This window comes from Microbacterium sp. M4A5_1d (assembly GCF_053345465.1).
In genome coordinates this window covers 1,327,354-1,353,484 of the sequence record NZ_JBKFAD010000001.1, presented here as the reverse complement: position 1 = coordinate 1,353,484, position 26,131 = coordinate 1,327,354, and the positions used below count along the sequence as shown (strand labels likewise).

Genomic DNA, 26,131 nt, shown 5'->3' with positions numbered 1-26,131 from the left:
GTATGGGAAAGCGCTTACCACCCCACCGGTGAGCGGACGAAGCAAAGGAACGCCCGTGTCAGAGACGACCACCCTCAGCCCCGCGCCGGAGACGGCGACCGCCCCGCAGGTCCGCGAGATCGGCATCATCATGAACGGCGTCTCGGGCCGGATGGGCTACCGCCAGCACCTCGTCCGCTCGATCCTCGCGATCCGCGACCAGGGCGGCATCGAGCTTCCGGACGGGACCAAGGTCACGGTCAAGCCGCTCCTCGTCGGTCGCAGCGAGGCGAAGCTCGCCGACCTCGCCGCCAAGCACGGCATCGAGGACTACACGACCGACCTCGACGCCGCTCTCGCCGACCCGCGCTGGGAGATCTACGCCGACTTCCTCGTCACGAAGGCCCGCGCGTCGGCGCTGCGCAAGGCGATCGCCGCCGGCAAGACGATCTACACCGAGAAGCCCACCGCAGAGTCGGTCGACGAGGCGCTCGAACTCGCGAAGCTCGCCGCCGAGGCGGGGGTGAAGACCGGTGTCGTGCACGACAAGCTCTACCTCCCGGGCCTGCAGAAGCTGAAGCGCCTCATCGACTCGGGCTTCTTCGGCCGCATCCTCTCGGTGCGCGGCGAGTTCGGCTACTGGGTGTTCGAGGGCGACTGGCAGCCCGCGCAGCGCCCGAGCTGGAACTACCGCGCCGAAGACGGCGGCGGCATCATCGTCGACATGTTCCCGCACTGGAACTACGTGCTCGAGAACCTCTTCGGCGACGTCAAGACCGTCTACGCCCAGGCCGCCGTGCACATCGCCGACCGCTGGGACGAGAAGGGCGAGCACTACACCGCCACGGCCGAGGATGCCGCCTACGGCGTCTTCGAGCTCGAGGGCGGGGTCGTCGCGCAGATCAACTCGTCGTGGACCGTGCGCGTCAACCGCGACGAGCTCGTCGAGTTCCACGTCGACGGCACGCACGGCTCCGCCGTCGTGGGGCTGTTCGGTGCGAAGATCCAGCCCCGCAACGCGACCCCCAAGCCGGTGTGGAACCCCGACCTCGAGGACACGCACGACTACGACGCCGACTGGCAGAACGTGCCCACCAACGACGTCTTCCTCAATGGCTTCCGTCAGCAGTGGGAGGAGTTCCTCACCTCGTACGTGACCGAGACCCCGTACGAGTTCGACCTCCTCGCAGGGGCCCGCGGAGTGCAGCTCGCCGAGGCGGGCCTGCAGTCGAGCCGCGAGGGCCGCAAGGTCGAGCTTCCGGCGCTGAGCATCTGAGCGCCGCACGATGACCGACCTCACCCTCCTCGGAGCCGACGGCGCCCTCACCTCCGTCCCGCTGAACGACGCGCCTGGCTTCGCCCGGCCGACGAGCGCGCTGCGCAGCCGGGTCGCCTACGCGGCGGCCCATGTCGTTCCCGTCGTCTCGGCCGACAACACCCCGGGCCAGCCGGCGCAGATCGACTGGGACGCGACCCTCGGCTTCCGCCGCGCCGTGTACTCCTGGGGTCTCGGCGTGGCCGACGCCATGGACACCGCGCAGCGGAACATGGGGCTCGACGCCGCCGCGACGCGCGAGCTCATCGCTCGCTCCGCCGAGGTCGCGCGCGAGGAGGGGGGCTCGGTCGTCGTCGGCGTCAACACCGATCACGTCGACGACGAGCACATCTCGCTCGATCAGGTCATCGACGCCTACAAGAGCCAGCTCGCGTTCACGGAGGACCAGGGTGCGGGTCCGGTGCTCATGGCGTCGCGGCACCTCGCCCGTGCGGCGTCATCGGCCGACGACTACCGCCGGGTGTACCGCGAGGTGCTCGCCGCGGCATCCGGTCCCGTCGTCCTGCACTGGCTCGGCACCGCCTTCGACCCGATCCTCGCGGGCTACTTCGGCTCGCCCGATTGGCGCGCGGCATCGGACGTCCTCGTCGAGATCATCGGCGAGAACGCCGACAGGGTCGCGGGCGTGAAGATGAGCCTGCTCGACGCCGCGTCCGAGGTGTCGGTGCGCGAGCGGCTGCCCGAGGGCGTGCGCATGTTCACCGGCGACGACTTCAACTACGTCGGCCTCATCGGCGGCGCAGACGTGCCCCAGGCGACCCAGCCCGAGCGCGACCCCGCCTCGCCGCGGCAGCACTCCGACGCGCTGCTCGGCGCCTTTGCGGCGATCACTCCGGTCGCCTCCGCCGCCATCCAAGCTCTGGACGCCGGGGATGCCGACCGGTATCTCGCGATCCTCGGACCGACGGAGGAGCTCAGCCGGCAGATCTTCGCGGCTCCGACGTTCTACTACAAGACCGGCGTCGCGTTCCTGTCATGGCTCAACGGTCATCAGGCTGCGTTCCAGATGGTCGGCGGACTGCACTCGGCGCGCAGCCTGCCGCACCTCTCGCGGATCGTCGAGCTCGCGAACGCGTCGTACGCGCTCGAACAGCCGGAACTGGCCGCGGACCGCTGGCACGCGATGCTGCGCCTGAACGGAGTCTGGGCATGAGCGTCGTCGACCCGCGCCTGTCGATCAACCAGGCCACGATCAAGTACGCCGACCTCGCGACCGCGCTGCGGGTCACCGCGGATGCCGGGATCGAGGCGATCGGACTGTGGCGCGAGCCCGTGCAGGAGGTCGGTCTCGCCACCGCCGCCGCCATGCTGACGGACTCGGGCCTGCGGTTCACCACGCACTGCCGGGCGGGCTTCTTCACGATGCCGGAGGGTCCCGCCCGGCGCTCCTCGATCGATGACAACCGGGTCGCGATCGATGAGGCCGCCGCGCTCGCCGCCGCCGGTGCGCCCGGCTCCACCGCGATCCTCGTGTTGGTCGCCGGCGGACTGCCCGAGGGGTCGCGCGACATCGTCGGCGCGCGGGAGCAGGTGCGCGATGCGATCGGCGAGCTCGCCCCCCACGCGAAGGCGGCGGGGGTGACGCTGGCGATCGAGCCGCTGCATCCGATGTTCGCCTCCGACCGCTGCGTCGTCTCCACGCTCGGCCAGGCCCTCGACATCGCGGCCGACTTCGAGCCCGAGGTCGTCGGCGCCACGGTCGACACGTTCCACATCTTCTGGGACCCCGACGTCCTGCCCGCCATCGAGCGGGCCGGGCGCGAGGGGCGCATCGCGACCTACCAGGTGTGCGACTGGCGAACGCCGCTGCCCGCGGACGTCCTGCTCAGCCGCCACTATCCGGGCGACGGGGTCATCGACTTCGCATCGCTGACCCGGGCCGTCGAGGCGACGGGGTACGACCGCGACATCGAGGTGGAAATCTTCAACGCCGACATCTGGGCCGCCGATCCCGCCGAGGTCGTGCGCCGCACCGCCGAGGCGTTCGGTGCCGCTGTGACGCCGCACCTCTCGGGCGCGCGCACCCCCACCGCATAGACTCGGCTCGTGGGACAGACGGGGATGTCGCCGCGTGGCTCGGCCACGCTGCACGATGTGGCGAGAGAAGCCGGGGTGTCGCTCGCGACCGCCTCGCGGGCGCTGAACGGCTCGACCCGTAAGGTCGCCGACGCCTATCGCGAACGCGTCGAGCAGGCCGCGGCCCGGCTCGGCTACACGGCCAACCTGTCGGCGCAGGCGACCGCGCGCGGCACGTCCGCGATCGTCGCGCTGCTGGTGGCCGACATCGCCGACCCGTACTTCGGGCAGCTCGCGGCAGGCGTCGCGCGCGGCGCCGACGAAGCCGGGCTCGTCGTCACGGTCGCCATCACCGAGCGCGATCCCGCGCGTGAGCTGCGGCTCGTCCGTGCGCTGCGCGGACAGCGCCCTCGCGGCATCATCCTCGCCGCCTCGCGCACGTCGCGCGAGATGTCCGACGAGCTGAGAACCGAGCTCGACCTCATCACCGCGAGCGGGGGAACCGTCGTCGCGTTGGGCCCGGGCGCCCCCGGCATCCGCAGCGTCGCCATCGACAACCGCGGCGGCGCCCGCGAGCTCGGGGCCGCACTCGCCGCGCGCGGCTACCGCTCGGCCATCGTGCTCGCCGCCGCCGAGGGCGTCGTGACGAGCGACGACCGTCTCGCCGGCTTCGCCGACGGCTTCACGAGCGGCGGGGGAGCCGAGCCCCGCGTGTACCGCGGTGGTTTCAGCCGTGAGTCCGGTGCCGAGGCGATGTCAGCGGCCCTCGCCGACGGCGTCGAGCCGGGAACCGTCGTGTTCGGCATCAGCGACGTCGTCGCCATCGGAGCCCTCACCGCGGTGCGTGCCGCAGGACGCGAGCCCGGCACCGACATCGCGCTCGCCGGCTTCGACGACATCCCGACCGGTCGCGACGTGACACCGCCCCTGACGACCGTGCGGGTGCCGCTCCCCGATGTCGGGTACAGCGCGCTCCGCGCCGCCGTCGACACGGATGCTGACGGGGCCGCGGCTGCGCTGCCCCTCGAGGTGCTCGTGCGCGAGAGCACCCCGCCGCGGAGCGTGTGACGTGACGCGCGTCGTCGTCGCGATCGACAGCTTCAAGGGGTCCATCGCGGCCGCTGAGGCTGCGCGTGAGCTCGCCGCGGGGTGGGCATCCGCCGACGCCGACGCGGTTCTCGAACTGCGCCCGATGGCGGACGGCGGCGAGGGCACGCTCGACGCGTTCGCCGCGGCGATCCCCGAGGCGCGCCCGATGCCCGTGACCGTCACGGGCCCCGCGAGGACAGCCGTCGATGCGTCCTGGCTGCTGCTTCCCCCGACATCCGGCGACCGGTCGGCGGCGTCGGATCGCGGCTCCGTGGGAGTCGTCGAGCTGGCCTCGACCTCGGGGATCGAGCTGCTGGGCGACGAGCGACGCGGCCTCGACGCCGACACCACCGGATTCGGCGAGGCGATCGCCGCCGCGCTCGACGCCGGAGTCGACCGCCTCGTGCTCGGCATCGGATCGAGCTCGTCGACCGACGGCGGAGCCGGGATGCTGCGCGCGCTGGGCGCCCGGTTCACGGATGCCGCCGGACGAGACGTCGTGTCCGGCGCGCGCGGCCTCGCCGACATCGCGCACGTCGACCTGTCGGAGCTCCGACCGCTTCCCCCGGGCGGCGTCGACGTGCTCAGTGACGTGTCGAACCCGCTGCTCGGTGCGCGTGGCGCTGCCGCCGTGTTCGGACCGCAGAAGGGGCTCGACACGGCTCAGGTCGCCGCAGCCGACGCGGCGCTGAGCGGGCTCGCCGACCTCGTGCCGGATGGGGCGTCGCTTGCTGCCACGCCGGGGGCCGGAGCCGCCGGCGGCACCGGGTTCGGGTTGCTCGCGTGGGGCGCGCGCCTGAGCCCGGGCGCCCGCGAGGTCGCCGCGCTCATCGGCCTCGCCGACGCCATCGCCCGAGCCGACCTCGTCATCACGGGCGAAGGCTCGTTCGACGGGCAGTCCGCGGCAGGCAAGGTCCCCGCGTTCGTCGCCGAGCTCGCCGCGGGCGCCGGGGTGCCGGTCGCCCTCGTCGCGGGGCGGATCGCCGCTGACGCCGACATCGCAGCGTTCGCGTCATCCGTCTCGCTCACCGACCTCGCGGGATCCGCCGCGGCCTCACTCGGCGACCCCGCTCGCTGGCTCCGCGCCGCCGGCGCCGCGCTGGCCCGTATCTAGCCTGCCCGCGCGTTGACTCGCCCGAGTGAACGGCTTCGCCGCGAGCGCACGGCTTGCTCACGTAGGAAGGTCGTTCACTGGGCGCTTGGTCGTGCATTGAGTGACTGATGCGAGGATGCCGGGGGCTCGGGGCGGTGGACGCCCCGTGGTCGATACCCCAGCGCGTCCGAGAGGCCGAGCAGGTCGGCGAGGTACCAGACGATCGCGAGCCACATCTCGGTGCCCTGGAGTCCCGGCTCTGCACCGGCGAGGTGGAAGCTCATGCCCGACCCCGCTCGCCATTCGTCGAGCACATGGTCGAGCAGGCGCGCCGCGAGGTTCTCGACCTCGGCGCGGCGGTATCCGGCTGCCCGCGTGAGCCAGAGGGGATGGGCGACGTCGAGCACGTTGCAGGCATCCAGCCGTGCCGGGTCGAACCAGCGGTCGTCACGGGCGTGGCGGAGCACCGTGTCGATGACGGCCTCCGGATGCGGCACGGGGATGCCGTGCTGCGCGAAGGTCCCGCGCGATGCCCGGTAGAAGCCGTTGACGACGAGCAGCAGGCCGCGGTCGGCGGAAGGCCGGCCCCACATACCGCTCGCGGCATCCGCATGCGTCACGAGCCATCCGAAGAGGGCCTCGGCCAAGCCCGGCGCGATCCGGTCGCCCCGGCGCCTGGCCCAGAGCAGAGCCGTCCCGATCGCGTCGACGTGATGTCCGGCGTTCCAAGGATCGGTGTCCCAGGGCAATGCATCGAGCCGTGCGATCACGGAATCGGCCGTGGCGTCGCGGATCAGTCCGATGGGGTGAGCGAACTCCGACCCCAACAGGTCGAGCGCGTAGCCGGTCGAGAGCACGTGATAGGCCGTGTCGCCGTCATCCCAGCCGGGGACGCCGACCGCGCCGAGCGGCGGCACCGCGCCCGTCTCCGGATCCTGCCAGCCGCGCAGCCGGGCGATGAGCTCGGACCGGTCGCTGTCCGGCGGCGTCGACCCCAACAGGAGGTCGGCGATCTCGACGGCATCGCCCTGCGCCCGCACCGTCGGCGCGGCGCCCGGCCGGTCGGCGTACAGCCCGGTATCCGGGTCGAGCGAACGCCGGAGCACCTCGCCGGCCTCGGCGCGAGCCCGGTCGGCGAAGTCGGTCAGACGCACCCGCAGACGGTTCGGCGCCGCGGCCTCGTCCTCGGGCGGTACGCGCCACCGCAGCAGACGAGCGGGGTTGCCGCCGACGATCGCGCCGGCGGGCACGTCCTTCGTCACGACGGCACCGGCTGCGAGCACCGCCGAGGCGCCCACGGTGACCCCGTCGAGGACGACGACGTGCGAGCCGATCCAGACGTCGTCGGCGATGCGGATGCCGCGGCTGGTCAGCGGCTGCCGGAAGACAGGCGTCCCGGGCTCCATCGAGTGGTTGAAGCCGAGCACCGAGCTGTGCGCGCCCATCCTGACGCCGTCGCCGAAGACGACGTCGCCGCGGACCACGGTCGACGGATTCACGGAGCAGTCCGCGCCGATGCGCAGGGTGCCGGTGAGATATGCGCCCGCGGCGATGTACGAGCGATCGCCCAGGTCGAGGGTGTCGGCGTCGAGCGCCGCGAGCTCCGAGACGAAGCAGTCATCGCCGAACGACCAGTCCGCGTGCTGGTTCGCCAGCGCCGCCTGATGCTCGCGCTGGCGGCGCCGGCTCTCCGCGGATGCCGTGGACCAGAAGTCCCACGGCGAGTAGTCGTGACGGTCGATCACGCCGGGCCGTCTGCCCGCGGTGCGACGGTGGACTCGCGCACGACGAGGGTGGGGTTGAGCATCACGCGACGGGTGGGCCGGCCGGGGTCGGCCATCCGCGAGACGAGCAGCTCGACCGCCGTCTCGCCGACGCTGACGCGGGGCGGTGCGACGGCGGTGAGCGCGGGCGTGAACAGCTCCGCCACCTCGTCGTCGTAAGCGATGATCGACAGGTCGTCGGGCACGGAGATGCCGCGGTTGAGCGCGAGGTCGACGAACGCCATCGCCTCGGGATCGGAGTGCACCAGAAGGGCGGTGACACCGCTTCCGAGCGCCCGGTCGAGGGTCGTGTCGACCGCGGCGGAGAACTCCGCGCTCGCCCGGTCGGGCAGGGTCGTCTCGATGTGCTGGGCGGGCGTGAGCCCGAGCTCCTCGCACGCGGCCTGCCAGCCGGCGGCGATCTTGCGCGAGGTGGGGGAGTTGCGTGAGAGCACCAGCCCGACCTTGCGGTGTCCGAGCGAGGCGAGGTGGCGCGCCGCGAGGACCGCGCCGAGCGCGTGGTCGGTCGTCACCGCCTCGACGGGGACCCCGGCGGGCTGGACGATCGCGTCGCGCTCGACGAGAACGCTCGGTGTGCCGCAGTCGGCGAGCCACTGAACGACGTCCTGCGAATGCGGGGTGTCGGTGTTCGGCGCGACGATCAGGCCGCGGATGTCGCCGCTCGCGACGAGACGCTCGAGCACGGGACGCTCGTCCTGAAGCTCGTACGACGCTCCCCGGAGGTGGACCTTGAGTCCGTGGCGGCGTGCGGCGGCCTCCATGCCTCGCACGACCCCGGGCCAGTAGAAGTTCAGCGAGGGGACGAGCACGGCGATCGAGCCGGCGGCAGACTCGGGGCCGCTGCCCGCGACCGGCGGGTGCGTGTGCTGACCGGTGGCGGGGATGGCGCCCCCGTGCACGCGCTGCAGCAGCCCCTCCTGCTCCATCTGCGCGAGGTCGCGTCGCAGGGTCACCGTGGCGGCGCCCAGCTCGTCGGTCAGCTGCGAGATGCGCACGGCGCCCTCGCGCTCCATCGTCGCCAGGATGTGCGCGCGGCGCTCGGCCGCCAGCAGCGCCGGTGTGGGGTCGGTCATGGTCGCTCGTCCTCGTTCCGTTCCTGTTCTACCGTGACACGCAGCTCGGTACGACCACCGGCGCTGATCGCGAGGCGGCTCAGGCGGTCGCCCCAGACGTCGGTCAGCATCGGATCGTCGAGTTCGCGAACGACGAGGGTGTGCGGTGCCCCGGCGGGCCACGTGATGCGCACCGGGGTCGCGCCGTCCAGCGGTGTCACGCGAGCCCATCCGTCGCCCGTCGTCACCGAGCCCGCGAGGAGCAGGCGCACCTCGGTATCCGGTCCGGCGGCTTCCCAGCGGTCGTCGATCGTGACGTGTCCCGAGCGGTGAAGCGCAGCCCGGCGTCGCCACGAGCGTACCGAGCCGGCGGGGTAGGCGCCGCCGATCTCGAGATCCAGCGCCTCCATCTCATCCGTTCGGACGATGACCGGATCGGATGCCGCGAACGCCGCGCCATGCGGCTGCGCCGAGCCCGAGATGCGGGGCACGCTGTGCCAGTCGCTCTGCATGGTCCAGATGTCGTATCGGCCGGGGCCGAAGGTCTGCGCCGTGTAGGTCGGCCGGCCGGCGTCGACGATCACCGGCACGCCGTCGGACGCGACGATGATCGAGCCGACGTCGTTGTGGTTGTGGTTCTCGTCGTTGTGGCCGCCCTTCATCACGATGGTGAGTCCGGCGGCGCTGCCCGCGTGGCCGCGGGCGAGCCAGACCTGCGTGGACGGAAGCCAGACCCCAGGGGGCAACGGGCTGGATTCGCGCGGCTCCGCGAGCCACGCGTCGTCGGTCAGCGCGCGCAGCAGACGACCGAGTCCGGCCTCCTCGGTGGCGGGGAGATCGTTGCGGCGCTGCGCGACGGCGTGGCGGCGGGCCTCGTCGTCGCCGACGGCGCGAGCCGCCCGGTGCAGGGCGTGCCAGGGCTGATCCGCCGGGGGACGGGCGGGGCCGTCGGCGAGGTTGACGTACCACGGGCCGCCGAGGTGCGAGCGATGGGGGAACGCGACCGTTTCGCGCAGGGCCTCCACCTCGGGCACCGGATTCCACGCGCCATCGGTGGCGTAGGCGAGCAGGTCGAGAGCCTCGAGCGCCCGGCACGCACCGTTCCACCAGTACGCGTATCCCTCGTCGATCGCGCCGTCTGCCGGAAGCGCGGCGACGTAGCGGTCCAGGCCCTGTGCCACCAGGGCGACGAGCTGATCGCGTTCATCGCCCTCCTCGCACAGGACGAGCCCAGCGACCAGCACGTTCCCGTGGATCCAGGGATTCCAGTTGTGGACGTGCCCGTCGAGCCCGAGCCAGTGCCAGTCGCGTCGCGAGAGGAACGGCTCGATGACGCGAGTGCGGGCCTCGTGCCGGATGCGCTGCCGCAGCCCGGGGTATCGCTCGTCGAGTCGTCGCCCGAGCACGTGGTCGATCCACGCGAGCTGTCCGACGACTTCGCCCGCGCCGAGATCGAGGAACGGGTCGGTGACGGTCGCCAGCACCGACCCGTGCCGCGAGAAGGTGTCGTCGTGGGCGGGCCAGCACCACGTCGACTGCTCGCACAGCAGCCAGACGCCGTCCGCGACCTCATCGAGGTATCGGGGGTCGGGGTCCGACAGTGCTGCGACCACCGCCCGACTCAGCCGCCGCTGCCGCGTGAAGACCTGCTGCTCGTAGCCGTCGCGGTCGCCGTCGCGATGCACGCGCGCTGCCGCGCTCGCGCGGGGCTGCGGCCACGGTGCGTCGAGGTCCGCGCGTGCCCGGTCGACGAGCGGGCGCACGGCGGATGACGGGACCAGTCGGGCCCAGTGGTCGGCGTCGGGCACGGGCAGGGCGTCGGCGGGCGGGCGGAGGCGAGCCGGGACATCGCCGCAGACGGCCGCGAGCGGGCCGGCGAATCCCTCGGTGTTCCACAGCACGGCTGCTCCTTCGGGTGACGGCGGTGTCACCAGTCCAGACGAATAAATCGATCAGTATCGATCATAAGGAAACGAAGAAGATCTTGCAATGATCGAATCGGGTTGCTAATCTCCGAATCGGTCGCGATCAACGATGACGACCATGAAGCCCTTCGAAGGAGAACCGGTGACTTCTGAGCACCCGAACCCGCCACACGGCGCGACCGAGCGTGACACCTGGGTCGCCCGCGCCGACGTTCTGCTCGATGCCGCGCTCCGTCACGCGACGCCCGGCGCGGGCCGCATCCACTTCCCGGGCGCCGAGGGTGGCTACGGTCACGCCGTCGATGGGCTCGAGGGCTTCGCGCGCACCTTCCTGCTCGCAGGATTCCGGATCGCGGGCGCACGAGGCGAGGGGGTAGACGAGCTCATCGCGCACTACTCGCGCGGAATCGTCTCGGGCGTCGACCCGAACGCACCCGACCGGTGGGTTCGGATGGAGGAGCACGCGCAGGCCAAGGTCGAGGCGGCATCCCTCGCCCTCGTCCTCGATCTGACCCGCCCCTGGATCTGGGAGCGTCTCGACAACCTCACGCAGCAGCGCGTCGTCGACTACCTCGCTCCCGTCGTCGGCGACGACACCTATCCGCAGACCAACTGGGTCTGGTTCCGCATCGTCGTGCAGACCTTCCTGCGCTCGGTCGGCGGCCCCTGGTCGGCCGACGACATCGCCGCCGACCTCGCCCGTCACGACTCGTTCGTCCGCGAGGGCGGCTGGCTCTCCGACGGTGCCCAGCGCTCCTACGACCACTACGTGGGGTGGGCTCTGCATGTCTATCCGATCCTGTGGGCGCGCATGACGGGGGCCACCGATCTCGCCGGGGGCCGGACGGGCGCCGACGTCGCCCGACTCGACGCGTTCCTCCACGACGCCTTCGCGCTCGTCGGCGGCGACGGCTCGCCCCTCATCCAGGGCCGCAGCCTCATCTACCGCTTCGCCGCCGCCGCGCCGTTCTGGGCCGGCGCCATCGCGAATGTGCCCTCACACAGCCCCGGCCGCCTCCGCCACGCCGCCGACCGGATCGTGACGCACTTCGCCGAACACGGCGCCCCCGATGCCGACGGCCTGCTCACGATGGGCTGGCACGGCACCTGGCGCGGGCTCGCACAGTCGTACTCCGGCCCGGGTTCGCCGTACTGGGCCGTCAAGGGCTTCCTCGGTCTGCTGCTGCCCGCCGACCACCCGGCCTGGACGGCCCCGGCCGAGCCGTTGCCGATCGAGGCGGGGGACGACCTGCGCGCGATCGCATCGCCCGGCTGGATCGTGTCGGGCACGGTCGCCGACGGAATCGTCCGCATCGTCAACCACGGCACCGACCACGCGTTCCCGGGCGACCGCACGACCGATTCACCGCTCTATGCGCGACTGGGCTACTCCACGGCCACCTCGCCGATCGTCGACGAGCGTGGCTGGCTCGAGCCGCTCGAGCAGTCGGTCGCACTCGTCGACTCGGACGGACGTGCGACGCACCGCACGGCGATGACCCTGCGCGACGTGCGCGTGCAGGATGACGCGGACGGGCGGGTCGGGATCGCGGCATCCCGCTGGGACGCGCACCTCGTCGACCCGGTCCCCAGCGCGCATCGTCACGGATCCGGGCTGGTCGGACATGCCACGTCCGTGGGCACCGTCACGACCACCTCGATCGTCCGCGGATCGTCGGAGGTGCGTGTCATCGTCGTCGACGCACTCGCGCCCGGGCAGGATGCCGCATCGCTGCGACTCCGCCTCGGCGGCTGGCCGCTCTCGGGTGACGAGGTGGTCGGCGGTACCGACGACACCGGAGCGTGGGTGTCATCGCGGGGCCGCAGCAGCGGCATCCGCGCCCTGACCACCGGCGGGGTCGCGGGACTCGTGTCTCGTGCAGACGCCGATCCGCTCGGCGTCCGCACGCTCGTGCCCGTCATCGAGCACGCGGTGCGCGTCGGCGAGCCCGTCGTCGCCCTGCTCGATCTCGCCGGTGGCGAGCGCAGCGCACCGCACGCGGCCGTCGCCGTCGACGGCGCCTCGGTCACGGTCACCTGGCCCGACGGGGCCCGGACCGTGAGCCGTCTCATCGACTCCGAATCGCCTGCCCCGGCGCTTCGGCATCACGAGGTCCGACGTGGGACCTCGCACGCAATCGCAAAGGAGCAGCACGCATGAAGCGCAAATTCGCAGCCGCAGCAGGAATGGCGGTCGTCGCCACCCTGTCGCTCGCCGCCTGCGGCGGGGGATCCGAGCCCGCCCAGACCGCCGACGGCCCCGTCACCCTGACCCTGTCGGGGTGGAGCCTCGACACCACCCCCGAGTTCCAGGTGCTCGCCGACGCCTTCCACGAGAAGAACCCCGACGTCACGGTCGAGCTCAAGCAGTACGACGCGGCTGAGTACAACACGCTGGTCACCGCCGACCTCGCCGCGGGCGTCGGACCCGACATCATCACCCAGAAAGAGGTGAAGTTCGTCACGACGTTCCAGGAGGGCGGCCAGCTCATGGACGTCTCCGACGTCGAGCTGCCCGACGGCGTCGGCGGCGCCTCGTCGTACGAGGTCGACGGCACCGCCTACGGCGTGCCCTACCGCCAGGACCGCTGGGTGCTGTTCTACAACAAGACGCTCTTCGACGCCGCGGGCCAGGAGTACCCCGACGGCTCGTGGACGTGGGAGGACTACGACGCGGCCGCCGAGGCGATCAACACCGCGGGAGTCGCGAAGGGCACCTACCAGCACCGCTGGCAGTCGACCGTGCAGGGCTTCGCCTCGGCACAGGAGGACACCGACGTGCTTTCGGGCGACTACGGCTACTTCGCCGACTACTACAACCGGGTGCTCGCGCTCCAGGGTGCCGGCGCGCAGGTCGACTTCAACACCTCGACGGCCAACCAGCTCACCTACCAGGGCGAGTTCGGCACGCAGAAGGCCGCCATGCTGCCGATGGGCACGTGGTACGTCGCGACCCTGATCTCGCAGCAGGCCTCCGGTGAGGCCAACGACTTCGAGTGGGGCATCGCGCCGATCCCGCAGCTCGACGCGTCGACGACCGGCATGGACAACACGCCCGTGACGTTCGGCGACCCGACCGGCTTCTCGATCAACGCCAACATCGACGGCGCCAAGGTGCAGGCGGCGAAGGACTTCCTCGCCTATGCCGCGAGCCTGGAGGCCGCCGAGGAGCTGGCGAAGATCGGCATCACCCCGGCCGCGTCGAACGACGCCGTCACCGAGGCGTACTTCGCCGTCGAGGGCGCTCCGACCGACGAGCTGTCGAAGTTCGCGTGGTCGACCGGCGACGTCCACCCCGAGAACCCGACGTCGAACAAGACGGCGGCGATCCAGAACATCCTCAACGACATGCACAGCGCGATCCTGTCGGGCTCGACCCCGGTCGAGCGGGCCATCACCGAGGCCGAGGACCGTGTCGCCAACGAGGTCGGTCTCGACTGATCCCGCGCGCCGTCGCTTCGCCGACGGCACCCCGCGGCCGGCGCGGCACCCCGCGCCGGCCGCATCCCCCGCCGTCCTCCCCAGGAGACACCATGACCACCACTGCCGCCTCACCGAAGGCGCGCCGCCCCGAGCCGGCGCAGCGCCGCAGGCGATCGAAGCTGACCCTGCGCAACACGCTGCTGGGGTGGAGCTTCATCCTGCCGAACTTCGTCGGCTTCGCCCTGCTGACCCTCGTGCCGGTCATCACCCTGTTCTACATGTCGCTGACGAACTGGAACATCTTCGGCACGGCGAACTGGGTGGGCCTCGCCAACTTCGAGCGGCTGCTCGGTGACGGCAGCTTCCGCATCTCGTTCGTCAACACTCTGTACTACGCCGCGCTGCACATCCCGCTGACGATCATCGCGTCGCTCGGTCTCGCGCTGCTGCTGAACAACAAGCTGCGCGGCGTCGCGTTCTTCCGCACCGCCGCGTTCTTCCCCTACATCACCTCGATCGTCGCGATCGCGGTCGTGTGGAACCTGCTCTTCAGCCCCGAGTACGGCCCGATCAACGAGATCCTCCGCGCCGTGGGCATCGCCAACCCGCCCGGCTGGCTCACCTCGTCGGAGTGGGCGATGCCCGCCGTCGTCATCGTCAGCACCTGGCGAGACATGGGCTACTACATGATCCTGTTCCTCGCGGGGCTCCAGACCGTGCCCCGCGAGCTCTACGAAGCTGCCCGCATGGACGGCGCGAACGCGTGGGAGCGCTTCGTGAACGTCACCCTGCCGTGCCTGCGGCCGACGATGTTCTTCGTCACCGTGATGCTCACGATCAACTCGTTCAAGATCTTCGACCTGATCCTCGTCATGACCGAGGGCGGGCCGGGTCAGTCGACGCTCGTGATCTCGCAGTTCATCTACCGCAAGGGGTTCGAGGAGAACCAGTTCGGCTACGCCTCCGCGGCCGCCGTGGCGCTCTTCTTCCTCTGCATCCTCGTGACCATCCTCCAGTTCATCTGGAACAAGCGGAGGAACGTCTGATGACGAATCTTCTCGTACCCCAGGACGACCGCCGGGCGCTGCGCAAGATCGCAGCCGACGGCCTGCCCGAGGGACACCGCCCCGACACCGTGTCGCCGCTGCGCCGCGTCGGACGCCTCGCCGGCTACGTCGCGCTCATCATCGCCGCGGCGGCACTGCTGCTGCCGTTCTTCTGGATGATCATGAGCTCGCTCAAGACGGCGAACGAGGTCTTCTCGGTGCCGATCCAGTGGATCCCCGAGGTGTTCGTCTGGCAGAACTACGTCGACATCTGGAACCAGTCGGGGATGCTGACCTGGATCCGCAACACGCTCGTGCTCGCGGTCGTCGTCACCTTCCTGCAGGTGCTGACCGGGTCGTTCGCGGCCTACGGCTTCGCCCGCATCCGCTTCCCCGGCCGCGACGTGCTGTTCCTCGCCTACATCGGCACGATCGCCGTGCCGTGGCAGTCGTACATGATCCCGCAGTTCATCCTGCTCTCCAACGTCAAGGTCTCGAACACGCTGTGGGCCATCATCCTCATCCAGGCGTTCGGCGCCTTCGGGGTGTTCCTCATGAAGCAGTTCTACGAGACCATCCCCGAGGAGCTCTCGGAGGCCGCGCGCCTCGACGGCCTGAGCGAGTACGGCATCTGGCGCCGCATCATGCTGCCCCTCTCGGTGCCCGCCCTCGCGAGCCTCACGCTGCTCACGTTCGTGAACACCTGGAACGACTACCTGGGGCCGCTCATCTACCTGCGCAACCCCGACCTGTGGACCATCCAGCTCGGACTCAAGAGCTTCGTGAGCAACCTCTACGACACCAACTACGCCCTGCTGTTCGCCGGACTCGTCATCTCGGTGGTGCCGATCGCGATCATCTTCCTCGTCGGGCAGAAGTACTTCGTCGAGGGCATCGCGACCAGCGGGATGAAGGGCTGAGGCCGTGAAGCGCATCTCGCACAACACCTACGCGACCGTCTTCGGCGTCGTCTACCTCGGGCTCATGACGAACCTGCTGCTGCTGGCATCGTGCCTGCCGCTCGTCGTGCTGCTGGTGATCACCGACCCCGCGCTGTCGTGGCCGATGCTCGCCGTCGTGGCACCGGTGTGCGCACCGGGCATCACGGCGGCGTTCGCGACCTTCCGCGCCCACGGCGAGGGTGAGAACCAGGTCGTCCGGACCTTCGTCCGCAGCTGGAAGCGCTCGTGGCGCAAGGCCATCGTGCTGGGCGGGATCGTCGTGGCGGCCCTCGTCGTCGTGCTGGTCGACGTCCGCTTCTTCGCACCGATGCAGGCGGGGGTCGCGGTCGTCCCCGTGCTCGGCGTGCTGACCGTGCTCCTGCTCGCATCGGGTCTCGTCGCGTTCGCTGCCCTCGCCGAAGAGCCCGACGCCTCGCTGCGCTCGATCGCCCGAGCGGCGGTGCTCCTGAGCGTGCGCCGGTGGTGGCTGAGCCTCGTCTCGCTCGCCGTCATCGCGCTGCAGGCGGGGCTGTTCGTCTCGATGCCGGCCATCGCGATCGGTCTCACCTCGGCGCCGGCGCTCTACCTCGCCTGGGCCAACGCCCGATACATCCTCCGTCCGGCGCTCGGTGATCCCGAGCCTCAGACCGTCTGAACCCCGAAGGAACCCCTCGACATGACATCCCTCCCCGGCACCGACCTCGGCGTACCCGCGGACGCGGCCCTCGCGCGCGACAGCGGCGCCATCGAGGCGGCGATCGCCGACGCCCTGAGCACGCTCCGCCGCAACATCGAGACCTTCGGGCTGAGCTACCCCGACGACACGACGCACGATGACCGGTACCCGATCCGCCCCGCGGCGAACGGGTTCCCGGCCGGCGCCAACCGCGGCTGGACGACCAGCTTCTGGCCGGGGATGATGTGGATCGCGTGGGAGATCACCGGCGACGCCTTCTTCCGCGACGCCGGGCTGGCCCACGCCGCGGACTTCGCGCGACGGATCCGCGACGAGGACGACCTCGACACGCACGACCTGGGGTTCCTGTACAGCCTCGCCTCGGTCGCGCCCTACCGGCTGCTCGGCGACGAGGACGCGCGTGAGACGGCCCTGGCGGCCGCCGATCACCTCATGCGCCGCTTCCTCGAGCCCGCCGGCATCATCCAGGCATGGGGAGATCTCTCCGACCCCGCGCAGCGCGGACGCACGATCGTCGACAGCCTCATGAACATGCCGTTGCTCACCTGGGCGGGCGAGCAGACCGGGCAGGAGCGCTTCGCCGACGCGGTGCGGCGCCACACGACGCAGCTGCGCACGCACATCCTGCGCGACGACGACACGACCTTCCACACCTTCTACTGGGACCCCGAGACCGGTGAGCCGCTGCGCGGAGCGACCGAGCAGGGTGCATTCGACGACTCGTGCTGGGCGCGCGGTCAGGCGTGGGGAATCTACGGCTTCGCGATGAACCACCGCGCGACCGGCGACCCGGCGCTGCTCGACGCGTCGCGTCGCTGCGCCGAACGCTTCCTCTCGCACCTCCCGAGCGACCGCGTGCCCTTCTGGGACATGGTCTACACCGACGGCGCCGACGCTCCGCGCGACAGCTCGTCGGCCGCGATCGCGGTGTCGGGGCTGTTCGAACTCGCCGGCGTGCTCGAAGCGGGGACGGATGCCGATACCGAGGCCGCCTCGCGCTATCGTGCGGCGGCTCACGAGATCCTCGCGTCGCTCATCGAGAACTACACGCCCGAGAGCCCCGAAGCCGCCGACGCGGTGCTGCTGCACAGCGTCTACGACCTGCCGAAGTCCGTCGGCGTCGACGAGGGCACGCTGTGGGGCGACTACTTCTACCTCGAGGCTCTGGTTCGCGCGGCGCGCCCCGACTGGAAGCCGTACTGGTGAGGCTCGTCCGTTACCGCGCGGTCCGCGCGGCCGATGCCGAGGGGGCCGTCCGGTCGGGCGTCGTCGTGACGGTCGACGGCGTCGACCGCGTCGTCGACCTCGGACCCGCGGCGCTGACCGACCTGCTCGCGGCCGACCGCGACGCGCTCGACCGCGCCGCAGCGCGTGCGGATGTCGCCGACCTCGAGCTGTCGGCAGCGCGGCTCGAGGCGCCGGTGCGTCCGGGGAAGATCCTGTGCCTCGGCTACAACTACCGGGGGCATGTGCCCGACGGCGCCGACCCGACCGCCGACGACCCCGCGTTCCCCGATATCTTCGTGAAGACCCCCAACACCCTCGCCGGACCGGCCGACCCCGTCGTGGTGCCCGCGGTCGCGGACGACGTCGACTACGAAGGCGAGATCGCCGTCGTCATCGGGCGGCGGGCCAAGGATGTCGATGAGGCGACGGCGCTCTCGCACGTCGCCGGCTACACGATTCTCAACGACGTGTCGGACCGCTCGTGGCAGCGGCGGCAGAGCCAGTGGGCGATGGGCAAGTGCTTCGACGGCTTCGCGCCGCTCGGGCCGTGGCTCGTCACACCCGACGAGGCGGGCGACCCGCAGGACATGCTCGTCGAGGTCGTCCGCGACGGCGTCGTGACCGTCTCGCAGTCCACCGCCACCACGATCTTCTCGGTCGCGCGCGTCGTGTCGTACCTCAGCAGCGTCATGACGCTCGAACCCGGCGACGTCATCTCGACCGGCACGCCGCAGAAGCTGCCGGACGCGCAGGCCAGCCACCGCCCGCTGCGTCCCGGCGACACGGTCACCGTGCGCATCGAGCGTCTCGGCGAACTGACCACCACCTTCATCGGAGGCCCCGCATGATCCTCGACTCCTTCCGGCTGGACGGCCGCGTCGCCCTCGTCACCGGTTCCACTCGCGGCCTCGGCCAGGGCGCCGCCGTCGCTCTCGCCGAGGCAGGCGCGGATGTCGCGCTACTCGACCGCGGCGACGCGGCCGAGACGGCGGAGGCGATCACCGCGCTCGGTCGCCGCGCGCACCGCATCCGCCTCGATCTCGGTACCGCGACGCCGGAGCAGCTCGCCGAAGCGGTCGCCGAGACGGTCGCCGAGCTCGGCGGCATCGACATCCTCGTCAACAACGCCGGAATCATCCGTCGTGCCCCGGCCGCCGACCACCCGGCCGCCGACTGGGACGACGTGCTCGCGGTCAACCTCGACGCCGTGTTCCATCTGTCGCAGGCCGCCGGGCGCCGCATGATCGCGCAGGGCTCGGGGCGCATCATCAACGTCGCGTCGATGCTGTCGTTCCAGGGCGGCATCCTCGTGCCCGGCTACGCGGCGTCGAAGCACGCGGTCGCCGGCCTCACCAAGGCGCTCGCGAACGAGTGGGCCGCGTCGGGGGTGACCGTCAACGCGGTCGCGCCCGGGTACATGGCGACCGACAACACCGCGCCGATCCGGGCCGACGCCGACCGCGAGGCATCGATCCTGGCCCGCATCCCCGCCGGCCGGTGGGGCACCCCCGGCGACCTGCAGGGTGCCTTCGTCTTCCTCGCCTCGGATGCCGCGGCGTACGTCACCGGCGCGATCGTGCCCGTCGACGGCGGCTGGCTCGTCCGCTGAGCCGGCCCCGGTCCTCCCCGTTCCATCACCGGCATCCCGCCGAACCGCCCCAGAAGGGAACCCCCATGCAGCAGCGTTACGCGACCAACCCCGCGCAGATCCCCGGCATGACCACCGCCGACCTGCGCGAGCAGTACCTCGTGCCCGAGGTGTTCGTGCCGGGTGAGATCACCGTCGTCTACACCCACCACGACCGCATCGTCCTCGGCGGCGCCGTGCCGGCCGGACGCGAGCTGGTGCTTCCGGGCTACCCCGAGATCCGCAGCGACTACTTCCTGGAGCACCGCGAGGTCGGCATCATCAACGTCGGTGGCACCGGCACGGTCACCGCCGACGGCGAGGTCTACACGCTCGTGACGGGCGCGTGCCTGTACCTCGGCCGCGGCATCCGCGACGTCGTCTTCGCCGACGCGGACGCGGCCGATGGCCAGGGGGGCGCGCAGTTCTACCTGTTCTCGGCGCCCGCGCACACCGCCTACCCGGCGGCGCTCGTGTCGCCCGGCGAGGGCACCGTGCGCGAGCTCGGCGACCAGGCCACGAGCAACCGCCGCACGCTCAACCAGTACATCCACGAGAACGGCGTGCAGAGCTGTCAGATCGTCATGGGCGTGACGACGCTGCACGAGGGCTCGATGTGGAACACGATGCCCGCCCATACCCATGACCGTCGCACCGAGTGCTACCTGTACTTCGACGTCCCCGAGGACGCCCGCATCATCCACCTGCTCGGTGAGCGCGAGGAGACCCGGCACCTCGTCGTCGCCGACCGGCAGGCGATCATCTCGCCGAGCTGGTCGTTGCACTCCGGAGTGGGTACTGCGGCGTACTCGTTCATCTGGGCGATGGCGGGCGAGAACCAGACGTTCGACGACATGGATGCCGCACCCGTCACGACCTTGAAGTGAGCGGGGCCATGCGGGGGGAGCTGCGTGGGGCGCTGCTGACGGCGGGCGAGACCATGGCGATGGTCGCGCCCGCTGCGGCGGAGCGCCTCGAGCACGCCGAGGTGTTCCGCATCGACGCCGGGGGAGCGGAGTCGAACGTCGCCGCGCACGCGGCCGCGCTCGGTCAGCCCACCGCGTGGTTCTCCCGCGTCGGCGACGATGCCCTCGGTCGACGGGTCCTGTCGCGGGTCGGTGCCCGCGGAGTCGACGTCTCGCGGGTCGTCATCGACGCCGATTACCCGACCGGCCTCTACCTGAAGGACCCCGGTCACGGCGTCGCGTACTACCGGGCGGGGTCGGCGGCCGCGCACCTCTCGGAGACCGACGCCGACGCTCTGTCGTGGGACGGCGTCGCGCTGCTGCACGTCTCGGGCATCACGGCCGCACTCGGCGGCACGGCGCCGGCGTTCCTCGGCCGAGTCGTCGACCGGGCACGGGCGGCCGGCGTGCTCGTGAGCGTCGACGTGAACCACCGCGCGCCGCTGTGGCCCGTCGCCGCGGCAGCGGCGCCCCTCCTCGCGCTCGCACGCCGAGCCGACATCGTCTTCGTCGGTCGCGACGAGGCCGAGGCCCTCTGGGGTGCCGCGACGGCCGATGACGCGCGAGCGCTGCTCGCGGCGGTGCCGCAGCTGGTGGTCAAGGACGGCGCGGTGGGCGCGACGCTCTTCGCCGGCGGCGAGCGGGTGTTCGAGCCCGCCCTCCTCGTCGACGTCGTCGAGCCAGTCGGAGCCGGCGACGCCTTCGCCGGGGGCTACCTGGCGGCCCTTCTCGCCGGAGCGCCGGCATCCGAGCGACTGCGTTCGGGTCACTCCCGCGCCGCGCTGACGATGGGGACGACCGGCGATTTCCCCGATGGCGTCACCCCCACTGCTGCCTTCACCCCAGCCGCGTTCTCCGAAAGGAACCCGTCATGACCATCGCCCCTACCGATCCGACCGCCGTGCTCGACGACATCTTCGCCGGAGCCCCGCTGATGGCGATCCTCCGGGGCATGGGACTCGAGCGCTCCGTCCGGCTCGCGACAGCCGCCTGGGACCTCGGCATCGACTCCGTGGAGGTGCCGCTGCAGACCGCAGAGGATGAGCGCGCGCTCCGCGAGGTCGTGCGCCTGGGCGCCGAGCGGGGCAAGGCCGTGGGCGCCGGCACGATCCTGACGGTCGCCCAGGTCGATCAGGCCGTCGCGGCCGGAGCCGCCTATCTGGTGGCGCCGGGTCTCGACGCCGACGTGGTGCGGGCCGCCCAGGAGCGCGGCATCCCGATCCTGCCCGGCGTCGCGACCCCGGGTGAGGTGCAGCGGGCGGTGGCACTCGGCCTCACGTGGCTCAAGGCGTTCCCCGCCCAGTGGCTCGGCGCGGACTGGTTCAAGCACATCCGCGGGCCGTTCCCGGGTGTGCGTTTCGTCGCGACCGGCGGGATGGATGCCGCGAACGCCGCGACTTTCCTCGACGCCGGCGTACGCGTGGTGGCCGTCGGCTCTGCCCTGGAAGACGAGTCGCAGCTGCCCCGCCTCGCAGCCCTCCTCGCGCGTTGACTCGCGCGAGCGGACGGCACCGAGCGTACGGCTTCGCCGCGAGCGCACGGCCTGCTCGCGCTCGAAGGTCGTGCACGCGGCGCTCGGCCGTGCATTGGGTGCGATGCGGGGCGGGAGCTCGGCTCGTCGTGGTGGGCTCGGATGACGTCGCTCAGGGCAGGACGATGACCTTGCCCGCGATGCCGCTCTCAGCCGCCTCGGCGTGCAGCGCGGGGAGCTCGGCGAGGGGGATGCGCCGCGTGACCTCGACGGTGAGCGCGCCCTCGTCGACGAGGCGGACCAGCTCGGCCAGGCGGTCGCTATCGCGGCGGACGAACACCGTCGCGGCACGGACGCCGCGCGCCTCGTCGCTCGGCGTGGCCATGAACGCCGTCGTGCTGACGACCGCGCCGCCGTCGGCGACGGCCCCGACGTAGGCCTCGAACAGCTCGGGTTCGATCGGGGCGAGGTTCAGCAGCACGTCGACTCGTCCGTCGATCGCGCCCAGCACGTCGGTCGTAGTGTGGTCGATGATCTGGTCGGCTCCGGCAGCGCGGACGGCGTCGACGCTGCGGGGGCTCGCGGTGGCGATGACGTGGATGTCGGCGCGCTTGGCGAGCTGGACGGCGTACTTTCCGACGACGCCGCCGGCGCCGACGATCAGCACCCGCTGGCCGGGTTCGAGGCGACCGTCGTCGAAGAGGGCCTGCCATGCGGTCAGCGCGACGGAGGGCAGCGCGGCGGCATCGGCGGGGGGAATGCTCGTGGGCGCGGCGACCACGGCGTCGGCGGGAGCCAGCACGAACTCCGCCGCTCCGCCGTCGTGCTCCATGGGGAGGAACGCGATGACGGCGTCGCCCACGGCAAGGTCGCTCACGCCCGCGCCGACCGCGTCGACGTGCCCGGAGACGTCGTACCCGGGCACGTGGGGCAACTCGATCGGGATGGGGAGGAAGCCCGCGCGCATCCCGCCGTCTGCCGCGTTGTACGCGGATGCGGCTACTCGGATGCGGACCTGCCCCGCGGCCGGCTCGGGGCGGTCGATGTCGACGACCTCCAGGACGTCGGAGCCACCGGTCCGAGAGAACTGCACTGCCTTCATGATGTGATCCTTTACGTTCAAGTGCTTCGAATTCGAAGCGATATGGAGAACGTAGCACTGCTTCGAATGTGAAGCAATAGGTATGATCGAGACCATGACGAACGCGCCACGCTCCCTGACGTCGACGCAGCTCGCGGCCTACCTCGCCTTCACAGAGGTGGGCAGCCTGTTGCGTCCCGCCGTCGAGGCGCAGCTGAAGGATGCCGGCGGCCTGAGCTACGTGCAGTTCCAGCTGCTGGCGCGGTTGAACGACGCCCCGGGCGGCACGCTGCGCATGACCGACCTCGCCGACGGCGTGGTGTACAGCCGCAGCGGACTGACCTATCAGGCCACGCTGCTCGAGCAGCGCGGGTACGTCACGCGCTCACCGTCTCCGGAGGACGAGCGCAGCACGGTGGTCGCCCTGACAAGTGCGGGGCGCGAGGTGCTCGCCGCCGTGTTCCCCGGTCACATCGAGACCGTGCATCGGCTGCTGTTCGCGCCGCTGTCGGACGCGGACGCCGCCGACCTCGCGCGCATCCTCGGCAGCGTGACGACGCACCTGCGCTCGGCGCCGCCGCGTTCGGCATCCCGGCGCCGCCCGTCCTGACCGCGGTACGCGCCCGAGCGCACGGCTTCGCCGCGAGCGCACGGCCTGCTCACGCTCGAAGGTCGTGCAACCGGCGCTCAGCCGTGCATTGGGCGTGTGATGCGAGGATGCCGCGGGCCGGGTCAGGCGCCAAGCGCGGCCGAGACCACGGCACGGGCCTCGGCCTGCACCTCGGCGAGGTGCTCGGGTCCGCGCAGGCTCTCGGCGTAGAGCTTGTAGACGTCCTCGGTGCCCGACGGGCGCGCGGCGAACCACGCGTGCTCGGTCTGCACCTTCAGGCCGCCGATCGCTGCACCGTTGCCCGGCGCGTGCGAGAGCTTCGCGGTGATCGGCTCGCCAGCGAGCTCCGTGGCGGTCACGGCGTCGCCCGACAGCCTGCCGAGCGCGGCCTTCTGCTCCGGCGTCGCCGCGGCGTCGACGCGCTGGTAGGCCGACGACCCGAACTGGGCCTCGAGCTCGGCGTAGCGCTGCGACGGAGTCTTGCCCGTGACCGCGAGAATCTCGGCGGCGAGCAGGCACAGCAGGATGCCGTCCTTGTCGGTGGTCCACACGCTGCCGTCCTTGCGGAGGAACGAGGCCCCCGCCGACTCCTCGCCGCCGAAGGCGACGGAGCCGTCGAGCAGGCCGGGAACGAACCACTTGAAGCCCACGGGGACCTCGAGCAGCTCGCGGCCGAGCGACTCGGCCACGCGGTCGATGATCATCGACGAGACGAGGGTCTTGCCGACTGCGGCATCCGCCGGCCAGCCGGGGCGGTTCGCGAAGAGGTAGTCGATCGCGACGGCGAGGTAGTGGTTCGGGTTCATCAGACCCGCGTCGGGTGTCACGATGCCGTGGCGGTCGGCGTCGGCGTCGTTGCCGGTGAGGATGTCGTATTCGTCGCGGCGCGCCACGAGCGCGGCCATCGCCGACGGCGACGACGGGTCCATGCGGATCTTCTCGTCCCAGTCGAGCGTCATGAACTTCCAGGTCGGGTCGACCTCGGGGTTCACGACGGTCAGGTCGAGGCCGTAGACCTCGGCGATGAGCGCCCAGTACTCGACCGAGGCGCCGCCGAGCGGGTCGGCCCCGATGCGCACGCCCGACGCCTTGATCGCGTCGACGTCGATGATCGTGGCGAGGTCGCGCACGTACGCGTCACGGAAGTCGTACTGGCCGAGCGCGTCGAGGTCGATGTCGGCGTGACGGGTGCGGTGCACGCCCTCCAAACCGGCGGCGATGAGCTCGTTCGCGCGGTCGGCGATCCACGAGGTCGCGTCGGTGTCGGCGGGTCCGCCGTGCGGGGGGTTGTACTTGAAGCCCCCGTCGCGCGGCGGGTTGTGCGAAGGCGTCACGACGATGCCGTCGGCGCGGCCCGCATCGTCGAGCGCGCGGCCCCGGTTGTAGGTCAGGATCGCGTGGCTGAGCGCGGGCGTCGGCACCCACGAGTCGCGGGAGTCGACCCGCACGTCGACGCCGTTCGCGACGAGCACCTCGATGGCGCTGCGCTCTGCGGGAAGGGAGAGGCCGTGCGTGTCGCGCCCGAGGAAGAGCGGGCCCTCGATGCCCTGAGCGCGCCGATAGTCGACGATCGCCTGGGTTGTGGCGAGGATGTGGTCTTCGTTGAAGCTCGTCGACAGCGACGAACCGCGGTGGCCGCTCGTTCCGAACGCGACGCGCTGCCCGGGGACCGCGGCATCCGGCTTCCGGTCGTAGTAGGCGGCGATCAGCTCATCGATGTCGATGAGGTCGGATGCTTCTGCGGGCGCTCCTGCACGGCTCATAGTGCTTAGTCTGCCCGTTTCCGGGCGCGGCGGTGACGGATTGACACGGCACTCACGGCCGATCGTGCGCGTTCGTCGCGGCGAGCAGCGCGGCGAGGACTGCTCTGAGCGCGGGGGAGTCGGCCTGCGAGCGCCGATGCACCGCGGAGATATCGCGCGTCGACGCGGGAGCCTCGGTCGGCACCGCGACGAGATCCGGGCCGAGATCGCCGCGTCCCAGGCGCGGAACGAGCGCGACGACCGCTCCGGTTCGGGCGAGCTCGATGTGGTTCTCGAACTCCATCGACTCGTACAGCACGCGGGGGGCGCCGCCGATGCCGTCGAACAGCCGCCGCAGCCACTGCCGGCAGATGGTCGTGTCGAAGGTGGCGACCCATTGCTCACGCGCGAGGTCGGCCGGGTGCAGGACGTCGCGGCCGGCGAGCGGATGGTCGCGATGGAGGATGACGTCGGCGACATCCGTGAACAGCGGCGTGACGACCAGGTTCTCGGGGATCGCGAGGGCGACGCCGCCCCACTGGTGGACGATGCCGAGGTCGCGTTGGCCCGAGGCGACGAGCGCCACCGTCTCCCAGGGCTCGCTCTCGCGCACCGGCAGCCGCAGGTCGGGGTGGGCGGCGGCCAGACCCACGAGCACGGGAGCGAGCAGCCCGCGCACGACGGTCGAGAACGCGGCGAGGCGCAGCTCGCCGGTGACGCGGCCGTCTCCGTCCGCACCGACGCCGGCGTGCAGGTCGGCGCGCAGTCGCTCGAGGTCGGCGAGGATCGGGGTCGACCCGACCACGAGCTGCGTTCCGGCGGCCGTGAGGGCCACACCGCGGCCGACGCGTTCGAGCAGCGCGACACCGGTCTCGCGCTCGAGACGCTTGATCTGCTGCGATACCGCCGAGGGTGTGAATCCCAGAGCGGATGCCGCGGCCGCGACGCTGCCTTCCCGTGCGACGGTTCGCAGCGAGTGGACGGCATCCAGATCGATCATGAAGTTATGCTACCGATTCGAGTGGAG

23 protein-coding genes are annotated in these 26,131 nt (G+C 71.4%); 17 read left to right on the top strand and 6 right to left on the bottom strand.

Features of this window, described 5'->3' with window-relative positions; genetic code table 11:
- Positions 1–130: 130 nt before the first annotated feature.
- The 5 genes from ACLBWJ_RS06540 to ACLBWJ_RS06520 are packed head-to-tail and all read left to right on the top strand — an operon-like array spanning position 131 to position 5,534.
- On the top strand, positions 131–1,255 hold the full coding sequence (locus ACLBWJ_RS06540) for a Gfo/Idh/MocA family protein (RefSeq protein ID WP_269267530.1): 1,125 nt from the start codon (positions 131–133) through the stop codon (positions 1,253–1,255).
- A gap of 10 nt (positions 1,256–1,265) precedes the next feature.
- The gene (locus tag ACLBWJ_RS06535; RefSeq protein ID WP_447659936.1) at positions 1,266–2,468 is read left to right on the top strand and encodes a dihydrodipicolinate synthase family protein; all 1,203 of its coding nucleotides are present in this window, start codon (positions 1,266–1,268) and stop codon (positions 2,466–2,468) included.
- Positions 2,465–3,352: a sugar phosphate isomerase/epimerase family protein gene (locus tag ACLBWJ_RS06530; RefSeq protein WP_447659935.1), complete on the top strand. Its 888-nt coding sequence runs from the start codon at positions 2,465–2,467 to the stop codon at positions 3,350–3,352. The genes ACLBWJ_RS06535 and ACLBWJ_RS06530 overlap by 4 nt, the downstream gene beginning before the upstream one ends.
- A 9-nt stretch (positions 3,353–3,361) precedes the next feature.
- Positions 3,362–4,399 carry a LacI family DNA-binding transcriptional regulator gene (locus ACLBWJ_RS06525; RefSeq protein WP_447659933.1) on the top strand — a complete coding sequence of 346 codons (1,038 nt, stop codon included), beginning with the start codon at positions 3,362–3,364 and terminating at the stop codon, positions 4,397–4,399.
- A 1-nt stretch (position 4,400) separates the two neighbouring features.
- On the top strand, positions 4,401–5,534 hold the full coding sequence (locus ACLBWJ_RS06520) for a glycerate kinase (RefSeq protein WP_447659932.1): 1,134 nt from the start codon (positions 4,401–4,403) through the stop codon (positions 5,532–5,534).
- A gap of 74 nt (positions 5,535–5,608) precedes the next feature.
- On the opposite strand, the gene ACLBWJ_RS06515 is transcribed toward ACLBWJ_RS06520, so the two are convergent.
- The 3 genes from ACLBWJ_RS06515 to ACLBWJ_RS06505 are packed head-to-tail and all read right to left on the bottom strand — an operon-like array spanning position 5,609 to position 10,250.
- Entirely contained in the window at positions 5,609–7,258 is a 1,650-nt protein-coding gene (locus tag ACLBWJ_RS06515; protein WP_447659931.1) for an acyltransferase, read from the bottom strand.
- Positions 7,255–8,370 (bottom strand): substrate-binding domain-containing protein, encoded by a 1,116-nt coding sequence (locus tag ACLBWJ_RS06510; protein WP_269267185.1) that lies wholly within the window; start codon positions 8,368–8,370, stop codon positions 7,255–7,257. Before ACLBWJ_RS06510 ends, ACLBWJ_RS06515 begins: the two co-directional genes overlap by 4 nt.
- Positions 8,367–10,250 carry a heparinase II/III domain-containing protein gene (locus ACLBWJ_RS06505; RefSeq protein WP_447659930.1) on the bottom strand — a complete coding sequence of 628 codons (1,884 nt, stop codon included), beginning with the start codon at positions 10,248–10,250 and terminating at the stop codon, positions 8,367–8,369. Before ACLBWJ_RS06505 ends, ACLBWJ_RS06510 begins: the two co-directional genes overlap by 4 nt.
- A 166-nt stretch (positions 10,251–10,416) precedes the next feature.
- Between ACLBWJ_RS06505 and ACLBWJ_RS06500 the strand changes: the two genes are divergently transcribed.
- The 11 genes from ACLBWJ_RS06500 to ACLBWJ_RS06450 all read left to right on the top strand — a co-directional run bounded on the left by ACLBWJ_RS06500 (position 10,417) and on the right by ACLBWJ_RS06450 (position 21,692).
- Positions 10,417–12,435: a DUF2264 domain-containing protein gene (locus ACLBWJ_RS06500; protein ID WP_274178348.1), complete on the top strand. Its 2,019-nt coding sequence runs from the start codon at positions 10,417–10,419 to the stop codon at positions 12,433–12,435.
- A complete protein-coding gene (locus ACLBWJ_RS06495) occupies positions 12,432–13,715 on the top strand; it encodes an ABC transporter substrate-binding protein (protein WP_274178349.1) in 1,284 nt (427 codons plus the stop codon). The genes ACLBWJ_RS06500 and ACLBWJ_RS06495 overlap by 4 nt, the downstream gene beginning before the upstream one ends.
- Positions 13,716–13,807: 92 nt before the next feature.
- Positions 13,808–14,743 (top strand): carbohydrate ABC transporter permease, encoded by a 936-nt coding sequence (locus tag ACLBWJ_RS06490; protein WP_269267188.1) that lies wholly within the window; start codon positions 13,808–13,810, stop codon positions 14,741–14,743.
- Positions 14,743–15,663 (top strand): carbohydrate ABC transporter permease, encoded by a 921-nt coding sequence (locus ACLBWJ_RS06485; RefSeq protein WP_269267189.1) that lies wholly within the window; start codon positions 14,743–14,745, stop codon positions 15,661–15,663. The genes ACLBWJ_RS06490 and ACLBWJ_RS06485 overlap by 1 nt, the downstream gene beginning before the upstream one ends.
- Positions 15,664–15,667: 4 nt before the next feature.
- On the top strand, positions 15,668–16,339 hold the full coding sequence (locus ACLBWJ_RS06480) for a DUF624 domain-containing protein (protein ID WP_269267190.1): 672 nt from the start codon (positions 15,668–15,670) through the stop codon (positions 16,337–16,339).
- A 21-nt stretch (positions 16,340–16,360) separates the two neighbouring features.
- Positions 16,361–17,587, top strand: coding sequence for a glycoside hydrolase family 88 protein (locus ACLBWJ_RS06475; RefSeq protein ID WP_323987220.1), 1,227 nt, complete (start codon positions 16,361–16,363; stop codon positions 17,585–17,587).
- A complete protein-coding gene (locus tag ACLBWJ_RS06470) occupies positions 17,584–18,456 on the top strand; it encodes a fumarylacetoacetate hydrolase family protein (protein ID WP_323987222.1) in 873 nt (290 codons plus the stop codon). Before ACLBWJ_RS06475 ends, ACLBWJ_RS06470 begins: the two co-directional genes overlap by 4 nt.
- Positions 18,453–19,217, top strand: coding sequence for a 2-dehydro-3-deoxy-D-gluconate 5-dehydrogenase KduD (gene kduD / locus ACLBWJ_RS06465; RefSeq protein ID WP_269267195.1), 765 nt, complete (start codon positions 18,453–18,455; stop codon positions 19,215–19,217). The genes ACLBWJ_RS06470 and kduD overlap by 4 nt, the downstream gene beginning before the upstream one ends.
- A gap of 65 nt (positions 19,218–19,282) precedes the next feature.
- Entirely contained in the window at positions 19,283–20,122 is an 840-nt protein-coding gene (gene kduI / locus ACLBWJ_RS06460; protein WP_274178352.1) for a 5-dehydro-4-deoxy-D-glucuronate isomerase, read from the top strand.
- Positions 20,123–20,130: 8 nt separating this feature from the next.
- Positions 20,131–21,075 carry a sugar kinase gene (locus ACLBWJ_RS06455; RefSeq protein WP_447659929.1) on the top strand — a complete coding sequence of 315 codons (945 nt, stop codon included), beginning with the start codon at positions 20,131–20,133 and terminating at the stop codon, positions 21,073–21,075.
- Entirely contained in the window at positions 21,072–21,692 is a 621-nt protein-coding gene (locus ACLBWJ_RS06450; RefSeq protein WP_447659928.1) for a bifunctional 4-hydroxy-2-oxoglutarate aldolase/2-dehydro-3-deoxy-phosphogluconate aldolase, read from the top strand. Before ACLBWJ_RS06455 ends, ACLBWJ_RS06450 begins: the two co-directional genes overlap by 4 nt.
- A 151-nt stretch (positions 21,693–21,843) precedes the next feature.
- Here ACLBWJ_RS06450 and ACLBWJ_RS06445 read toward each other — a convergent pair whose 3' ends face one another.
- The gene (locus ACLBWJ_RS06445; RefSeq protein ID WP_447659927.1) at positions 21,844–22,773 is read right to left on the bottom strand and encodes an NADP-dependent oxidoreductase; all 930 of its coding nucleotides are present in this window, start codon (positions 22,771–22,773) and stop codon (positions 21,844–21,846) included.
- A 94-nt stretch (positions 22,774–22,867) separates the two neighbouring features.
- Between ACLBWJ_RS06445 and ACLBWJ_RS06440 the strand changes: the two genes are divergently transcribed.
- Positions 22,868–23,362 carry a MarR family winged helix-turn-helix transcriptional regulator gene (locus tag ACLBWJ_RS06440; protein ID WP_447659926.1) on the top strand — a complete coding sequence of 165 codons (495 nt, stop codon included), beginning with the start codon at positions 22,868–22,870 and terminating at the stop codon, positions 23,360–23,362.
- Between the two features lie 122 nt (positions 23,363–23,484).
- Here ACLBWJ_RS06440 and pgm read toward each other — a convergent pair whose 3' ends face one another.
- On the bottom strand, positions 23,485–25,125 hold the full coding sequence (gene pgm, locus ACLBWJ_RS06435; RefSeq protein WP_112616468.1) for a phosphoglucomutase (alpha-D-glucose-1,6-bisphosphate-dependent): 1,641 nt from the start codon (positions 25,123–25,125) through the stop codon (positions 23,485–23,487).
- A gap of 52 nt (positions 25,126–25,177) precedes the next feature.
- Positions 25,178–26,104, bottom strand: a complete 927-nt coding sequence (locus tag ACLBWJ_RS06430) for a LysR family transcriptional regulator (protein WP_323987226.1) — start codon at positions 26,102–26,104, stop codon at positions 25,178–25,180.
- Positions 26,105–26,131 lie beyond the last annotated feature (27 nt).

Excerpts from the sequence above, each read along its gene's own strand:
- ACLBWJ_RS06535 (WP_447659936.1), top strand. The coding sequence starts at position 1,266 with ATGACCGACCTCACCCTCCTCGGAGCCGACGGCGCCCTCACCTCCGTC.
- pgm (WP_112616468.1), bottom strand. The coding sequence starts at position 25,125 with ATGAGCCGTGCAGGAGCGCCCGCAGAAGCATCCGACCTCATCGACATC.
- kduI (WP_274178352.1), top strand. The coding sequence starts at position 19,283 with ATGCAGCAGCGTTACGCGACCAACCCCGCGCAGATCCCCGGCATGACC.
- ACLBWJ_RS06540 (WP_269267530.1), top strand. The coding sequence starts at position 131 with ATGAACGGCGTCTCGGGCCGGATGGGCTACCGCCAGCACCTCGTCCGC.
- ACLBWJ_RS06510 (WP_269267185.1), bottom strand. The coding sequence starts at position 8,370 with ATGACCGACCCCACACCGGCGCTGCTGGCGGCCGAGCGCCGCGCGCAC.
- ACLBWJ_RS06450 (WP_447659928.1), top strand. The coding sequence starts at position 21,072 with ATGACCATCGCCCCTACCGATCCGACCGCCGTGCTCGACGACATCTTC.
- ACLBWJ_RS06455 (WP_447659929.1), top strand. The coding sequence starts at position 20,131 with ATGCGGGGGGAGCTGCGTGGGGCGCTGCTGACGGCGGGCGAGACCATG.
- ACLBWJ_RS06430 (WP_323987226.1), bottom strand. The coding sequence starts at position 26,104 with ATGATCGATCTGGATGCCGTCCACTCGCTGCGAACCGTCGCACGGGAA.
- ACLBWJ_RS06440 (WP_447659926.1), top strand. The coding sequence starts at position 22,868 with ATGACGAACGCGCCACGCTCCCTGACGTCGACGCAGCTCGCGGCCTAC.
- ACLBWJ_RS06475 (WP_323987220.1), top strand. The coding sequence starts at position 16,361 with ATGACATCCCTCCCCGGCACCGACCTCGGCGTACCCGCGGACGCGGCC.
- ACLBWJ_RS06530 (WP_447659935.1), top strand. The coding sequence starts at position 2,465 with ATGAGCGTCGTCGACCCGCGCCTGTCGATCAACCAGGCCACGATCAAG.
- ACLBWJ_RS06490 (WP_269267188.1), top strand. The coding sequence starts at position 13,808 with ATGACCACCACTGCCGCCTCACCGAAGGCGCGCCGCCCCGAGCCGGCG.
- ACLBWJ_RS06445 (WP_447659927.1), bottom strand. The coding sequence starts at position 22,773 with ATGAAGGCAGTGCAGTTCTCTCGGACCGGTGGCTCCGACGTCCTGGAG.
- ACLBWJ_RS06485 (WP_269267189.1), top strand. The coding sequence starts at position 14,743 with ATGACGAATCTTCTCGTACCCCAGGACGACCGCCGGGCGCTGCGCAAG.
- kduD (WP_269267195.1), top strand. The coding sequence starts at position 18,453 with ATGATCCTCGACTCCTTCCGGCTGGACGGCCGCGTCGCCCTCGTCACC.
- ACLBWJ_RS06495 (WP_274178349.1), top strand. The coding sequence starts at position 12,432 with ATGAAGCGCAAATTCGCAGCCGCAGCAGGAATGGCGGTCGTCGCCACC.